Source organism: Pseudomonas sp. Sample_20 (assembly GCF_004307585.1).
GTDB lineage: Bacteria > Pseudomonadota > Gammaproteobacteria > Pseudomonadales > Pseudomonadaceae > Aquipseudomonas > Aquipseudomonas atacamensis.
Genome location: NZ_RCOA01000036.1, coordinates 65,137 through 79,624 on the forward strand (window position 1 = coordinate 65,137; position 14,488 = coordinate 79,624).

Annotated in this window: 12 protein-coding genes; 5 read left to right on the forward strand and 7 right to left on the reverse strand. The window is 56.6% G+C overall.

Going from position 1 to position 14,488, the window contains the following annotated elements; all coding sequences use genetic code 11:
* The first annotated feature begins 97 nt into the window (after positions 1–97).
* Positions 98–1,552, forward strand: a complete 1,455-nt coding sequence (locus tag D8U70_RS09340) for a TrkH family potassium uptake protein (RefSeq protein WP_130928700.1) — start codon at positions 98–100, stop codon at positions 1,550–1,552.
* 59 nt (positions 1,553–1,611) lie between these two features.
* Here D8U70_RS09340 and D8U70_RS09345 read toward each other — a convergent pair whose 3' ends face one another.
* The 7 genes from D8U70_RS09345 to D8U70_RS09375 form a co-directional block, all read right to left on the reverse strand.
* A complete protein-coding gene (locus D8U70_RS09345; protein ID WP_130928701.1) occupies positions 1,612–2,097 on the reverse strand; it encodes a DUF6130 family protein in 486 nt (161 codons plus the stop codon).
* 122 nt (positions 2,098–2,219) lie between these two features.
* Complete coding sequence (locus tag D8U70_RS09350; RefSeq protein WP_130928702.1) at positions 2,220–4,610, reverse strand: TonB-dependent siderophore receptor; 2,391 nt, start codon at positions 4,608–4,610, stop codon at positions 2,220–2,222.
* A 121-nt stretch (positions 4,611–4,731) separates the two neighbouring features.
* Positions 4,732–5,712, reverse strand: a complete 981-nt coding sequence (locus D8U70_RS09355; protein WP_130928703.1) for a FecR domain-containing protein — start codon at positions 5,710–5,712, stop codon at positions 4,732–4,734.
* The gene (locus tag D8U70_RS09360) at positions 5,699–6,217 is read right to left on the reverse strand and encodes a sigma-70 family RNA polymerase sigma factor (protein ID WP_051600722.1); all 519 of its coding nucleotides are present in this window, start codon (positions 6,215–6,217) and stop codon (positions 5,699–5,701) included. Before D8U70_RS09360 ends, D8U70_RS09355 begins: the two co-directional genes overlap by 14 nt.
* Positions 6,218–6,402: 185 nt before the next feature.
* Positions 6,403–7,296 (reverse strand): LysR family transcriptional regulator, encoded by an 894-nt coding sequence (locus D8U70_RS09365; protein ID WP_122706226.1) that lies wholly within the window; start codon positions 7,294–7,296, stop codon positions 6,403–6,405.
* Positions 7,297–7,391: 95 nt separating this feature from the next.
* Positions 7,392–8,132 (reverse strand): SDR family oxidoreductase, encoded by a 741-nt coding sequence (locus D8U70_RS09370; protein WP_122706224.1) that lies wholly within the window; start codon positions 8,130–8,132, stop codon positions 7,392–7,394.
* 323 nt (positions 8,133–8,455) lie between these two features.
* Positions 8,456–9,352: a LysR family transcriptional regulator gene (locus D8U70_RS09375; protein WP_016774759.1), complete on the reverse strand. Its 897-nt coding sequence runs from the start codon at positions 9,350–9,352 to the stop codon at positions 8,456–8,458.
* A 503-nt stretch (positions 9,353–9,855) separates the two neighbouring features.
* Here D8U70_RS09375 and D8U70_RS09380 point away from each other — a divergent pair.
* The 4 genes from D8U70_RS09380 to D8U70_RS09395 all read left to right on the forward strand — a co-directional run bounded on the left by D8U70_RS09380 (position 9,856) and on the right by D8U70_RS09395 (position 14,402).
* Positions 9,856–10,506, forward strand: coding sequence for a hydrolase (locus D8U70_RS09380; RefSeq protein ID WP_071172471.1), 651 nt, complete (start codon positions 9,856–9,858; stop codon positions 10,504–10,506).
* A gap of 380 nt (positions 10,507–10,886) precedes the next feature.
* Positions 10,887–12,599 (forward strand): sigma-54-dependent Fis family transcriptional regulator, encoded by a 1,713-nt coding sequence (locus D8U70_RS09385; protein ID WP_071172470.1) that lies wholly within the window; start codon positions 10,887–10,889, stop codon positions 12,597–12,599.
* Between the two features lie 298 nt (positions 12,600–12,897).
* Positions 12,898–13,476 (forward strand): nuclear transport factor 2 family protein, encoded by a 579-nt coding sequence (locus D8U70_RS09390; protein WP_016774755.1) that lies wholly within the window; start codon positions 12,898–12,900, stop codon positions 13,474–13,476.
* A gap of 233 nt (positions 13,477–13,709) precedes the next feature.
* Positions 13,710–14,402, forward strand: a complete 693-nt coding sequence (locus tag D8U70_RS09395; RefSeq protein WP_071172469.1) for a hydrolase — start codon at positions 13,710–13,712, stop codon at positions 14,400–14,402.
* Positions 14,403–14,488: the final 86 nt, after the last annotated feature.

Sequence of the window (14,488 nt, forward strand, 5' to 3'; positions counted from 1 at the left end):
GCCTGACTGATTGCAGGTCAAAATTTTACGGAGAATTTACGCAGTCTTTATTGAGGGCATCCGATACTGCGCGGCGCTAATTTGGAACGCTATCGTGATGTCTCTCGCAGCAATTCGGCTTATCGGCTTCATCTTGGGTATTTTTTTGATCACCCTAGCGGTAAGCATGGCTATACCCATGATGACGCTGGTGGTCTATGAGCATAGCGACGATCTGTCGGCCTTTCTCTGGTCGAGTCTGATTACCTTCATCTGTGGTCTGCTGTTGATCATGCGAGGGCGTCCGGAGACTGGCAATCTTCGGCCCAGGGACATGTACCTGCTGACTACCGCGAGCTGGGTTGTTGTATGCGCCTTCGCAGCGTTACCAATGGTTTTCATCAGCGATATCAGCTACACCGATGCGTTCTTTGAAACGATGTCGGGCATCACAACCACTGGCTCGACGGTACTCACCGGTCTGGATAGCGCCTCTCCCGGCTTGTTGATCTGGCGTTCCATGCTGCATTGGTTAGGCGGCATCGGTTTTATCGGCATGGCTGTCGCGATTCTTCCGCTCTTGCGAGTCGGCGGCATGCGTCTTTTCCAGACAGAGTCCTCGGACTGGTCGGAGAAAGTGACACCACGTTCTCATGTCGCAGCCAAGTACATTCTTTTGCTCTATCTGGGCCTGACGGGTATCGGCACTTTGGCGCTCTGGCTCGCAGGAATGACCCCATTCGAAGCGATCAACCACGCAATGTCGTTGATCTCTACCGGTGGGTTCTCGACGTCGGATTCCTCCCTCGGGCACTGGGAGCAGCCAGCAATTCACTGGGTGGCGGTAGTCATCATGATTCTGGGCAGTCTGCCATTCACCTTGTACGTCGCAACCTGCCGGGGCAATCGGCGTGCGCTGATCAGGGACCACCAGGTACGCGGGTTTATTGGATTCCTGCTCGTCACATCGTTGGCGGTAGGTACCTGGCTGTATTTGCACAGCGACTACGGATGGTGGGACGCGTTTCGTATCGTGGCGGTCAATGTGACCTCGGTGGTCACGACCACCGGAGTTGCGGTTGGCGACTACACCTTGTGGGGCAGCTTCGCTGTGTTGCTGTTTTTCTATCTGACCTTCGTCGGAGGCTGTTCCGGCTCAACGGCAGGCGGGCTGAAAATCTTCCGTTTTCAGGTGGCTGCCGCGCTTCTGGTCAGCAGCTTGAAGCAGTTGATCCACCCCCGAGCCGTGATTCAGAAAAAATACAACGGCCATCCCATCGACGAGGAAATCGTCCGCTCGCTCCTGACCTTCTCGTTTTTTTTCACCATCACGATTGCCGCCATCGCTTTGGGCCTGGCACTGATCGGGCTTGATTGGATTACCGCCCTGAGCGGTGCCGCGACGGCGGTGTGTAACGTCGGCCCCGGCCTGGGCACAATCATCGGGCCGGCAGGTAATTTCTCGTCACTGCCGGATGCGGCCAAATGGCTACTCACCGTTGGCATGCTGCTAGGCCGGTTGGAAATCCTGACGGTGTTGGTGCTCGTGACCCCGGTTTTCTGGAGATATTGAGCCAGTCATTCGCTGGCAGAGACGCCGATTGTTGCCTGTTTCGGTGAATAGCACAGCAGTCATGGTTTTACCGCGTGATGATCGTCAGTACGGGGAGCGTCCATCGGTTTCTTCTCCGGTACTGTAAAACTCACTGTCGTACTGGTGATGATCTGGTGCGTCGGATCGGCCACTTCCAAGAGAACCTTGTGAGGACCGGGCGTTAGCCCGACCAGGATAATCGGGTCTTCACTGGTGTGCGCCCACGTACCTTTCCAGTCATCGACGGTCACGTGAAGGTGACCTAAGCGTGGTGATACCTCAGCAGCCACTTTGCCAAATACCGGCATGATCCTGGCGTGCTCTGTTCGAAACTGGATGATGACCACTCCACGGGCAAGCGGCTCGGCAAGCGGCGGGTAGGCAATGAGTCTCGGCGCACTCTCGGATGCCAAGGGCAGTATCGCCGGTGGAGAATCGCTGTCTGCTGCCCCTTGTCCGAGCACGGATGTGCAAACGAAGACACCCAAAACCAGGGCCAATAGACTTCCGGGAGCGAGGGACATGATCTGTTTTTCCGCGTGATTTCATTCAAGCGTAGATCAACCTTGGTATTGCCCGTAGTTAACGGTGCTCGCGGTAACGCGGGCACCGTTTTCTTTATGGGGAAAAATGCTTACCCGTCTGCTTACCAGTTGTAGCTCAGCTTGGCGGTAATCTCGCGGCCCGGGTTGTAGAAGTTCGCAGTGCCGGAGCCGACCACGTGCTGCTCGTCCAGCAGGTTGCTGAGGTTCACAGCCAGGTCGGTGCCTTTGGCGATCTTGTAGTTGAAGGCGGCGTCGAACAGCGTGGTGCCATCGCTTTTGCCGGAGTTGGCTGCATCGAAGTAATAAGCGCCGACGTAGCGCGCACCCAGGCCCACGCTGACATCAGTGGCGGGTACGTCGTAGTAACTCCAGAGCGAAGCTGAATGTTTGGGTGCCGTGGCGAACTCGTTACCCTTCAGCGAGCTGCCGTCGTACAACGAACCGCGCAGTACTTCGGACTCCATATAGGAATAGCCACCGATCAGGCTGAGGTTCTGCGTCACCTGCGCCTTGGCCTCCAGGTCGAGGCCGCGTGCACGTGATTCACCCACCGTCTGCTGCTCGATGATGCCGCTCGGCAGCACCACGGCGATGGTGACGTTTTCCTGGGTCAGGTCATACACGGCGGCGGAGAACAGTGCATCCATTCCCATCGGCGCATACTTCACGCCCACTTCGTACTGCCTGCCTGTCTGCGGTGTCACGCCAACCTGCGGCGGCGAGACGGATTCGACCATGCTCACGTAGGTGGACACCTCATCGTTGACGATATAGGTCAACGCACCTCGGTAGGAGGTTTCGGAGAAGGTGTCTTTCTCAGTGGATTGCAAGCCTTTGCTGGTCAGGTCCATCGAGTCGTTGCGCACACCCCCGGTGACGATGAAGCGCTCGTAGAACGACAGGTTCTGCTGAAGGAAGACGGCCTTGGTGGTCGCGTCTCGTTTGTTGACAGCATACGGCGCGATTGAGCGTGGAACGCCAGTAAACACCGGGTTGGCAATGTCGATCGGGGTCGTCAGGGCGTAGACCGAGCTTTCCTTGGTGGTCGAATCGAGATACTCCACGCCCACCAGGCTGCTGCTGTCGATGTTCTCGAAGCGGGCATCGTATTGCAGCATCAGATTGCCGTTGAACTGGTCGGCTTCAGTGTCCGTGCCAAACAGGTATCGATCGACGGTGGTACCGACACGTGCGGCGCTGTCGCTGAGGTACACGTAGCCAAAATCATCGGTCAACTTGCTGAAACGCAGATTGCTGCGCAGCACGAAACCGTTGTCGAAATCATGGGTGACGTTACCGCTGAGGCTGGTGCGCTCGACATCGTGGAAGTTGTAGCTGGGCTCGCCATAAAACTTGCTGCGGTCGTATTCCCGATCCAGTGGATAGCCGCCGCTGTTGGGCGAACTCTCGGTTTTCAGGTAGTCCAGAATCATCGTGGCGGACGTGTAATCCGTCGGTGCCCAGGTGAGGCCACCCATAAACAACTGGTTGTCGTCCTGCGAGTGATCGTACTCGCGATCGCTGTTCTGGCCTTTGGCAGTAAAGCGGCCGGCCAGGGTTTTCTCGTCGTTCAGCGCATCGCCGACATCGATGCCGGTCTCGACATGGTCAAACGAACCGTAGGTCACATAGCCTTGGCCAAACTTCTCGAAGCGCGGCTGTTTGGTCACGAAATTTACCGAACCGCCCGGGTCCGCAGGGCCAAACAGGGTGGAGTTGGCGCCACGCAGAATCTCGATGCGCTCATAGGCGAACGGATCTTCGCGTACGCCGCGCATTGAGCTGAGGGTCAAGCCGTCACGGTAAGTGGTGGCCTGGAAGCCGCGGATCTGGAAATAGTCGTTGCGATCATCCGTACCATAAAAGTCGCTGATCACGCCCGGCGTGTATTGCAGCGCTTCTTCCGTGGTGCTGACGCTGCGTTGCTGCATTTCCTTGTTGGTCACCACTGACACCGATGCCGGTGTATTGAGAATGCTGGTGGCCACCTTGCCGCCAACCCAGAGTTCCTTGGCGACCACCGAGTTGGCGTCGTCGTCGGCACTGACCCGAACCTTGGCATTGATGATGAGCGGGGCGAGGCGGTAGTCCTCGACGGCCGTTGCGTCGAGCTCCAGCGGGCCGGCGGTTTTTGCTTGAGGGGTCAGCAGGTAAGCATTTGGGCCTTGCTGTTCGATCTGCAACTCGCTGCCCTGGAGCAAGGATGACAGCGCTGCCGAGGTATCGAGCGTGCCATTCACGCCAGCCGTGGTGCGGTTCGCCACACTCGAGGCGTCGAAGGAAAGGCTGATGCCAGCTTCGCGCGCAAAACGGTCAAGCGCCGGCGCCAGTGGGCCGGGGGCGATATTCCACTGTTTGACTTGATCGCTGTGGTCAGCGCCCGAGGTTTGCGCCAGCGATGGCAATGCGTAGCTGCTCACGATCAAACCCAAGATCGCACCGTGCATGGCACGACTTAATGGATGGCGCTGTGAAACCGGGGACGAACTCATTTTCTCGCTCCAAGAAAGGACATCGGCAGACTGGCCTGTATTCCGGCCTTCCTTACAGGTCGAACGAGAATGAGAAACCACCTCATTATTTTTCAGGTAGCGAAAAAATATTCGGGTGGAGTCAGGTGGCAGCGGTTACGGTGACCCAATAACGGGTTCGGTAATCAATGTGCAGGCGCAGTGACTGCGCGATCAATGCCAGGACCCGATCGTTGTCGGCGAGCTGGAAAGTGCCGGAAACGCGACGATCAGCGACCTCTTCGGCGCAGCGCAGGACTCCTGGGCGATAACGCGACAACTCTGCGATGAAGTCACCAAGGCGCATATGGTTCGCACTGATCACACCGTCACCCCAACCCCATGGATCAAGGCCGTTGTCCCTGAACCTTCGGGCGTCACTTGATGTGAACAGCAGTTGGTTACCTGCCAGGACGTTGCGGCTCGCAGACGCTTGACCGGAACCGGTGAAAACCGTGACTGATCCCTCCTGAGCCGCGACCAGCGTGCCGTCGTCACGCTCGCGGACCAGAAAGCGCGAGCTATGGGCTCGCATCATTCCGTCGCGTGATTGCACCCAGAGTGGTCGCGCTTGCGGCGAGTGTTGATCCGCACCGACATTCACGATGATTTCACCACGGCGCAGGATGATCAGGCGCCGCTGGGCGTCGAAATCGCTGTCGACGGCGCTGTCGCTATTGAGCAGGATAAGGCTGCCATCATCGAGTTGGAAACGTCGTTGCTCGCCGGTGCTGCTGCGCTGCTGTGCAAGCATGGAGGGCAGGGGGGTGTAGTCGCGGCCGAGCCAGGCTGCCGTGCCGACGGTCGCCAATACGCCCAGTAGCTTCAGGCTTTCCCGCCGGCGCATTCCATGTTGGGCGCCCTTAAGGGTTTGTCGAGCCAGTTGAGCTGGCACGCCTTCAAATTCATCGCCAAGCGTTTCCACACGCTGCCACGCCAATCCATGCTCCGGGCGCTGCCGCAGCCAGTGCTCGAACGTGCGCTGTGTCTGTTCATCGGCTTGATTGAAGCGAAGGCGCACCAGCCATTGGATCGCCTGCTCGACAATGGCCGGATCCAGCGCCTCGGGCTCAGGCCTCGACATAACGCAAGCGATAGCAATGTTGCAGGGCCGTGGCCAGATCGCGCTCCACCGTCGCGCGGGAAACACCGAGCTTTTCGGCGATTTGCGCGCAGGTCAGACCGTCGAGTCGGGCAAATAAAAACGCCTGGCGTACTCTTGGTTTAAGCGAGTCGAGCAAACGGTCTATGCGCTCGAGCGCATCGAGAATCATCAGCCGGCTTTCTTCCGATGGAACCTCGTGTTGCGGCAGCAAGGTGATGCTTTCCAGGTAGGCACGTTCGAGTTCGCGACGACGATACTGATCAATCATCAGACCGCGGGCAATGCTGCTCAAATAGGCGCGTGGCTCGCGCAGGGCGCCGGACTGATGGCGGTGTTTGAGCACACGCACAAAGGTGTCCTGCGCCAGATCTGCGGCGTTGTCGCGACAGCCGATGCGCCGAATCAGCCAGCCCTGTAACCACGAAAAGTGGGTGCGATAGAGCAGCCCTGGATCTGCAGTACCTAGTGTTTCATCGCTACGCATCGGCATCCCGGGACATACATGATTGATAATGAATCGCATTCTACTCAGGCGATTGATCTTAGGCAAACATGCGCAGCTCAGCGCCTGCATGCAGGCGAATGGCATGGTTGTGCAGGAACTACGAGTGGAAGATGCGTCCGGCAATTGGATAGATTGAACGCTCGCCGTCCCGAGTGGCTTGCCTTCTAAAGGGAGAGGACGTTGCCCGGGCTCACATCTGCGAACCAATCGACCAGCATGTCCGTCAGCACCCGTATCTTTCGCGCAGGGTGCTGGCTTTGGGGGCGAACAATGTAAATACCCGCCGGAACAGGGGGATATCTGTGCATGACGGACACCAATGCGCCAGATTTGATGTGCTCGTCGATGACGCTGTCAGAAAGGTACCCAAGACCCAGACCTGCAACGGCTGCCGCGGCGAGCGCGACAGGATTGTCAGCCTTGAAGCGCCCTTGGGGATTAACCATGATGGACTTTTGGCCATCCATAAACCGCCAGGTTTCCGCACCTTGCATAAGAGATTCATGCGCAAGAATCTCGTGGGGAGCCTCTGGCGCTCCATGTGTACTCACATAGCCTGGGCTTGCCACGAGTTTGCCGTGAATGCTGCCCACACGCTTTGCGATGAAATTGGAGCTCTGTAAATGGCCGACCCGAATAGCACAATCGAAGCCCTCGCCAATCAGATCGACGATACGATCGCTGTAACTTGCATGAATGTGCAGGAGAGGGTGGCGTCGCCCCATTTCAGCAAGCACGGGGGCAATATGTGTCGGGCCGTACGAGATCGGTGCTGCGATCCGGAAGCGACCTCGAAGGTCTCCATCTGGAACAATGGCGTCCCTGGCCGCGTCAAACTCAGCGACGATCCGCGCCGCATACTCTCGCAAGGCGGCTCCCGCTTCGGTGACAGCAGCACCACGGGTTGTCCTGGCCAATAGCTGCACACCCAGTTGGGTTTCCAGCTTCAGAAGCCTGCGGCTTATTATCGATTTCGCAACACCCAGTCGCCGGGCCGCCGACGAAACACCGCCCGCGTCGGCTACCTCGACGAAGGTTCGAAGATCATCAATATCCAATGCTTCCTGCCTCTGCAAATGGCCATTAGTGCGTTTCAACCCCTGACCAACAGTCCATGGCTGCCGTCCACTGCGGACAGCTGCCTGAGCGTTAGTCAAGCGATCGCACCGCCGTCCACGGTCAGGATGGCGCCAGTGATCAGGCTCGCGGCAGGACTGGCCAGATAGACCACCGCACTCGCAACCTCGCGAGGCTCGCCAAAACGTCCCAAGGACGACAGGCTCCGCTGAAAGTCGCCGGCGGGGCCGAAGGCTGGATTTGCGTCGGTGTCGACCGATCCCGGCTGAACAAGATTAACGGTTATGCCGGTGGGGCCGAGTTCACGTGACAAACCCCGGGTGAATGCGAGCAACGCCGACTTGGACATTGCATAGGCTGTTACACCCGCAAAGGGCACCCGCTCTGCCAGTCCCGAGCCAATTGTGATGATTCTTCCGCCAGCGGGCAGATGCGGGATGACCGCCTTTGCGAACAGGACGGGGCCTCGCACGTTGATATCCATCAGTGCTTGATAGTCGTCTACATCAATGTCGGCGATCATTCCGTTCAAGCCGATAGCCGCGCTATTGACGAGAATATCGAGGCCGCCCAGCGTCGAGATGGCCTGCGCGACTGCGCATTCAATGGCTTGCGGGTTGGCACTGTCGGCTTGAATCGCGATAGCACGACGCCCTTTATCAGCGATGAATTTGGCCACTGCCTCAGCTTTTTCCGTCGACTGCTGGTAGGTGAACGCAACATCGGCGCCATTCTCTGCCAGTGCCACTGCGATAGCGGCGCCGATCCCGCGAGCTCCTCCCGTCACCAACGCACGTTTTCCTTCCAAATCGATCATTACTCACCTGTCTGGCATGCAGTTATTTGGCCGCGCGCATTCACCAGGGATGGTGCAAGCGTGCCGATACGGGGGCGGATATTAGGGATCCAGTTCCTTGGTTTGTAGTCTCGTGGGTTGTATTACTGTGTCGCACAAATCGGAACATCCAACCGGGTGTTGGCGTTATTCGCGAGTGAGGAATGAAACTTTGGAGAAATATTCGGGTGCGCTGATCAGGACTGGACGTATTAGCCGCGATAGCTCTGATGGATCAATAAGTAAGCCTGGTATCCATACTTTGCTTTCAGGACTCACTCTAAGGGAGCTTGCAATCGGGTCTTTCAGCTCTGTGGCGACTCAGGAATATGTGCCGCCTGGTCGCAGTATTCAAGCAGCAATTCGGTGAGCACCCTTATCTTTCGCGCAGGGTGCTGGCCTGGCGGTCGAACTACATAAGCGCCTGCTGGAGGCGGCGGATAATCCGTCATGATCGCTACAAGTGCGCCGCTCGCCAAATGCTCATGCGTGACCCAGTCAGGTAACCAGGCAATGCCGATGCCGGCCAAAGCTGCGGCCAGCAATGCGGTGCCATTGTCGGCTTTGAACGTTCCCTGCGGGCGCACCGTAACCATCGTGTCACCATCCATGAATGACCACGATTCATTGCCTTGCATCAGTGCTTGGTGGCTGACGACTTCGTCGGGTGTTTCGGGCGCTCCATGCGCCTTGATATAGACGGGGCTTGCCACCAATTGGCCAAAGATCGGTCCGATACACCGGGCGATCATGTTGGAATCGGGCAGGTAGCCCACCCGTATCGCGCAGTCATACCCCTCGGCGATGAGGTCAACGAAACGATCGGTGTAGTTCGTTTGCACATGAAGCTGTGGGTGACGCCTGGCCATTTCCGCGAGGATCGGCGCGAAATGTATTGGCCCCAAAGTCAGGGGCGCGGCGATCCGCAGGCGGCCACAAAGCTCGCCGGAAGGCAAGATCGCATCGCGTGCCGACTCGGCCTCAGCGCATATTCTGGCGGCGTAGTCGCGGAAGGTCGCCCCAGCTTCGGTAAGGGCCGCACCGCGGGTGGTACGCGCCATCAGTTGCACGCCCAGCTCTGCTTCCAGGCGGGCAAGCCGGCGACTGACGATAGATTTCGACGTGCCCAGGCGCGTTGCCGCACGGGAAATGCCGCCGGCATCGGCCACTTCTACAAAGGTTTCAAGCTCTTCTATATCCATTTCCACGTTCCTTTTTTTGTCACGCAGCTACGCACGGAATGCGACTACCAGAACGTACATCTGAACTGCACATTACGGAGTTCGCGCCTTGGCGCCAATAGCGGTTCCCGGGGACGTCCTGATCTGTGCGTACATGGGGCCACTTTTCGAGCGGCCGGCAGTGCGTGCGAGTGTCGACAAGCTGCTACAGGATGTATTGCGGGGGCGTATACGGGTTGTCATTGAACGGGCCTTTACCCTATCGCAGGCTGCTGCGCATGACTTCGCGGAGCTAAGCAAACCGCTGGGGCGCGTCGTCATGAAGCCGTGAAGCCATCGCCAGAGAATGGCAGCAAAAACCGTGGCGTTCCTCATTCCGCGACACAGTTAGTCATTCGCTGCTACTACCCGAAGGTTTGAGGGCGCTGCACAGTGCATGAGGCATCGCCGCTCATAAGGCGCGCTGCACGGAAACTGATCCCGCAAATAAACGTGCCAACCCACGGCAACAAGAGGATGGATTAATGGCTTTTCGTAACGGTCTTGCTTCGCTTCTTCGTCCAGAAGACTCCGTACTTGTGTTGATCGACCACCAGCCTTTTCAACTCACCAATCTCAATAGCCACGATCCGCACGCAGCGGTCAACTGTGCGACAGCATTGGCGAAGGCTGCGAAGGCGTTTAACGTCCCGACCATTCTGACCAGTGTGATTGCCGAGCGTGGCGGTTGGATCTTTCCGCAAATCACCGACGTTTTCCCCGGTCAGGAGGTGATTGACCGAACGCTCATCAATACTTGGGAAGACAAGAAAGTAGTGGACGCGGTCAAGGCAACAGGCCGCAAGCAATTGGTCCTGGCTGGCCTGTGGACTGAGGTCTGCGTCGCCATGCCAGCGATTCAAGCACTAGGCGAGGGCTGGGACGTTACCGTGGTCACCGACGCGTGCGGTGGCGTTTCGGTCGAAGCCCATCAAGTCGCAATCCAACGCATGGTCGGCGCCGGGGCAAATGTCATGACCTGGTTGGCAGTCATGGCTGAATGGCAACGCGACTGGGCACGCCTCGATACGGCAGGCGCTGTAACCGATGTGCTTCTCCAGCATGCTGCAGGTAGCGGCATTGCTTATCTGTGGGAGCAGCAATTGCTCGACACGCCGGTACCCGCTGAAGGTTGATCAGCACGGGAGTGAGGGGCCAGTGAAGTACCGCTTTGCCAGGGAGGCGCCCCATTCCCGCGTTCATCGACGGCCGATACTGAAGGCGTGCATTCGCAATCTGCTGGGATATTGCGAATGACCAATACCTAGTCCAACACAGCACATGGCCGGCTCGGGCCAGATCACCAACATTAAGCCTGGCTGACTTTGGCGCTTGGTAACTGCCTTCATCTGCCCGCGAAGCCCGTGCACCGTCATGTCTTTGCATCGGGAGGCCCGCTGGCTCTGCGTAGCAATGCACTAAAATCCCTTCATATCGCGATCGATTGTTTCGGTGCTTTCACTCGGCGCCACAGCTTGATCAAGACCGCTCAAAACAATAATCGAGGTCTCTCTCAATGGCTGTCAGTTACAACCCTGAGCTCCACTATTCCGGCTTTCACGACCTGAGCGACCAGGTTCGTTTTCAAAGCACGGAAGGCAAGATCTGGTTTGGCGAGCAGCGCATGTTGTTGATGCAGGTATCGGCGATGGCTAATTTTCGCCGTGAACTCATCAATAGCCTCGGCGTCGACCGCGCCAAGGGGTTCTTCTTGCGCCTTGGCTACCAGTCTGGACTCAAGGATGCGGAAATGGCCCGCAAGCTCAGACCAGACAGTCCGCAGTTGCAGATGTTTCTGGTCGGCCCGCAACTGCATTCCCTCAAAGGTATGGTCAATGCGAAACCCATTCAGTTAGAGCTGGATCAGGAGAGCGGCCATTTTTATTGCGAGCTCGAATGGATTGACTCCTTTGAGGTCGAGACTTGCCTGACTGAAGTCGGCCTGATGGAGGAACCAGTCTGTTGGTCTTTGTTGGGCTACGCCTGTGCGTACAGTTCTTCATTCATGAAACGCGAAATCATCATCCAAGAAACGACCTGTCGCGGATGCGGGGATGAGCGCTGCATCATTATTGGTAAACCTGCCGAGGAATGGGAGAACGCCGCAGAATTCAGACAGTACTTTCAAGCCGACCCAATCATCGAGGAGCTGTATGAACTGCAATCACAGATCAGCTCTCTGCGTAGAAGCCTGGAGAAGCAGGAAGCTCAATTCTATGGAGTAGGGCGCTCGCCTGCCTATTTGAAGGTATGCAAGATGATCGACAAGGCTGCCAAAGGAAAAATTTCCGTCCTACTGCTCGGAGAAACTGGCGTCGGCAAGGAGGTCATCGCACGGAGCGTGCATCTGCGCAGTGATCGCGCCGAGCAAGCGTTTGTCGCAGTGAACTGCGCTGCCATTCCTCAGGACCTGATTGAAGCCGAATTGTTTGGTGTTGAGAAAGGCGCTTTTACCGGCGCCAATCAAACCCGCCCAGGACGCTTTGAACGGGCCAACGGAGGGACGATTTTTCTAGACGAGGTGGTGGAGCTGACGCCCAGAGCGCAGGCGACATTACTTCGGGTACTGCAAGAGGGTGAACTGGAACGGGTAGGCGATTCCCGAACCCGCAAGATCAATGTGCGAGTCATCGCTGCTACCAATGAAAGCCTCGCCGACGCCGTCGAAGCGGGCCGGTTTCGCGCCGATCTTTATTACCGCTTGAATGTGTTTCCGGTGCAGATTCCCCCACTGCGCGAGCGACTTGAAGATCTGCCACTGCTGGCCGAGCACTTTATAAGCAAATTTCACTTGCAATATCACAAGCGAACGCTGGGTTTATCAGACAAAGCTCTTGAATTGTGTCGCCGCTACGCCTGGCCGGGGAATATTCGCGAATTGGAAAATACGATTGAGCGTGGCGTCATCCTGACCGACAGCAACGAGACCATAGGCCAGGATGCACTCTTTGCAGTCTTCCCAAAAACAGACGATTCGCACGGTGATCGTCTCAACTCTGATGGCGCGTTAGTTCAGGCTGGCGGTGAAGAACCTTGTCCCGATTGGGTTACGCAGATCTTTGATAAAAACATCAGCCTGGATGCTGTGGAAGAACGGCTGATGCGCCGCGCCATGGAGCTTTCACACCAAAACGTCTCGCAAGCCGCTCGCATGCTCGGCTTGACCCGGCCGGCACTGGCCTATCGCCTGAAGAAAAGCGGCTTGTTGCATGACGAGAGTCTTGAGTGACTTTGCGTGGCCGCCTGGCGGTTCACCGTGGACCACGCTTGAGCTGGATTGATCAAATCAACAAAACCTCGCCGAGACTTCATCAAATGATCAAACAAGCCCTTCGATAAACTCCGAGCCCGATACTCGCGACATCACATTAAGTTATATGTTATTGATAAATATCGATTTATATAAGTTTTATAAAATTGGCATAGCCCTTGCTCCAGTACCAATTGTCGCTTTTCGACGCGTAGCAATTTGCAACATGGGTTGGATGACCGCGAATCGCAAAATCGTACTCATAAATGGAGAGTTCATGAATACTCGAAGCATCAAATTGATCACTGCAGCAATGGCGCTCGCCTCATGGTTAGTAACAATCACTCCAGCGTCGGCGCAGTCAGCTACTGAAGCGCAATCTGCTGCTTCACTAGCGGTTGTCGTGGAGTTCCTGGCCAATACCGCACCCGATAAAGTCGAAGCCGCGGCAATGAGGTTGGCAGCTCCAGACGCCACCTATGTTTCTCTAAACTTTGACAATCCAGAACTCAGAAAAATCATGCCGTGGACCGGCACAAACAAAGGTCCCAAAGCCTTTAGCTCTTTGTTTTTGCAGGTCTCAAACTACTGGAAAATCGAAGACTTTACGATTACTACCAAAATCGCTTCCGGCGAAGATGTCGCGATTTTCGGTAAGTTCACCTACCGCTCCGTGGCGGTCGGACATCTGTTCACATCACCGTTTTCCATCCATGCGAAAGTTCAGGATGGAAAGATGACCTATTTCCAGTTCATGGAAGATACCTACGCGTCTGCCAGTTCGTTCCGGCAGTCCGGTTCATGGACCGTGAAGACATCCAAAGATGCACTTCCCTTCAAGGTGGGAGCGAATTAGCCGCAGATGATGTGCACTTGCAAAAGCAGCTTGGCAAGCGTTTTTCGGGCATTTAACTGAACCCCGCGAACGCGGCTGAACAATGCTGCATTCGTAAATTCAAGGGGCTTTTCGGCACCCCTGAACTCGTCCGGAAAGTGGCTTTTAGCCCTACCAGGACGGGTAGCGTTCTGCTTGCGCAGCCACGCATAACGCCGCTTTCGTATTGCTCTACTTACCAAAGGAAATCCGCCATGTCCAACAAGTACTTAGAAATACTGACCCCGCAAAACAGCCAAGTGATTTTCATCGACCACCAGCCCCAAATGGCCTTTGGTGTGCAGTCGATAGATCGGCAGGTGCTGAAAAATAATGTCGTGGGGTTGGCCAAGGCTGCCAAAGCGTTCGGCATACCTACCACCATCACGACTGTGGAAACCGAGGGTTTCTCTGGCAATACATACCCTGAGTTGCTAGCGGTATATCCGCAGAACAAAATCCTCGAACGTACTTCAATGAACTCCTGGGATGACCAAAACGTTCGTGATGCCCTGGCAGAGTCCGCCATTGCAGGCCGTAAGAAGATCGTCGTATCCGGCCTGTGGACCGAGGTCTGCAACACGACCTTCGCACTGTCCTGCCTGCGCGATACAGACTATGAAATCTATATGGTTGCCGACGCCTCGGGTGGCACCTCGATCGACGCGCACAACTACGCCATGGACCGCATGATTCAGGCCGGTATCGTACCGGTTACCTGGCAGCAGGTGCTGCTCGAATGGCAGCGGGATTGGGCGCGCAAGGAGACCTATGAAGCCGTCATGGGGATCGTGCAGGAACATTCCGGCGCCTACGGGATGGGTGTGGATTATGCCTACACCATGGTGCATAAGGCGCCTGAGCGGGTGCAACACGGCGAGCACATCGGTCCAAACCCTGCTAAATAAATCCGTTATGCAAGAGCTGTCGCGCAGGGCTGACGCGATAACTCCACCCATCGGCGTTATTGTCCAAAACACGAGGTGGAGCATGA

Excerpts from the sequence above, each read along its gene's own strand:
- D8U70_RS09340 (WP_130928700.1), top strand. The coding sequence starts at position 98 with ATGTCTCTCGCAGCAATTCGGCTTATCGGCTTCATCTTGGGTATTTTT.
- D8U70_RS09345 (WP_130928701.1), bottom strand. The coding sequence starts at position 2,097 with ATGTCCCTCGCTCCCGGAAGTCTATTGGCCCTGGTTTTGGGTGTCTTC.
- D8U70_RS09350 (WP_130928702.1), bottom strand. The coding sequence starts at position 4,610 with ATGAGTTCGTCCCCGGTTTCACAGCGCCATCCATTAAGTCGTGCCATG.
- D8U70_RS09355 (WP_130928703.1), bottom strand. The coding sequence starts at position 5,712 with ATGTCGAGGCCTGAGCCCGAGGCGCTGGATCCGGCCATTGTCGAGCAG.
- D8U70_RS09360 (WP_051600722.1), bottom strand. The coding sequence starts at position 6,217 with ATGCGTAGCGATGAAACACTAGGTACTGCAGATCCAGGGCTGCTCTAT.
- D8U70_RS09370 (WP_122706224.1), bottom strand. The coding sequence starts at position 8,132 with ATGATCGATTTGGAAGGAAAACGTGCGTTGGTGACGGGAGGAGCTCGC.
- D8U70_RS09375 (WP_016774759.1), bottom strand. The coding sequence starts at position 9,352 with ATGGATATAGAAGAGCTTGAAACCTTTGTAGAAGTGGCCGATGCCGGC.
- D8U70_RS09380 (WP_071172471.1), top strand. The coding sequence starts at position 9,856 with ATGGCTTTTCGTAACGGTCTTGCTTCGCTTCTTCGTCCAGAAGACTCC.
- D8U70_RS09385 (WP_071172470.1), top strand. The coding sequence starts at position 10,887 with ATGGCTGTCAGTTACAACCCTGAGCTCCACTATTCCGGCTTTCACGAC.
- D8U70_RS09390 (WP_016774755.1), top strand. The coding sequence starts at position 12,898 with ATGAATACTCGAAGCATCAAATTGATCACTGCAGCAATGGCGCTCGCC.
- D8U70_RS09395 (WP_071172469.1), top strand. The coding sequence starts at position 13,710 with ATGTCCAACAAGTACTTAGAAATACTGACCCCGCAAAACAGCCAAGTG.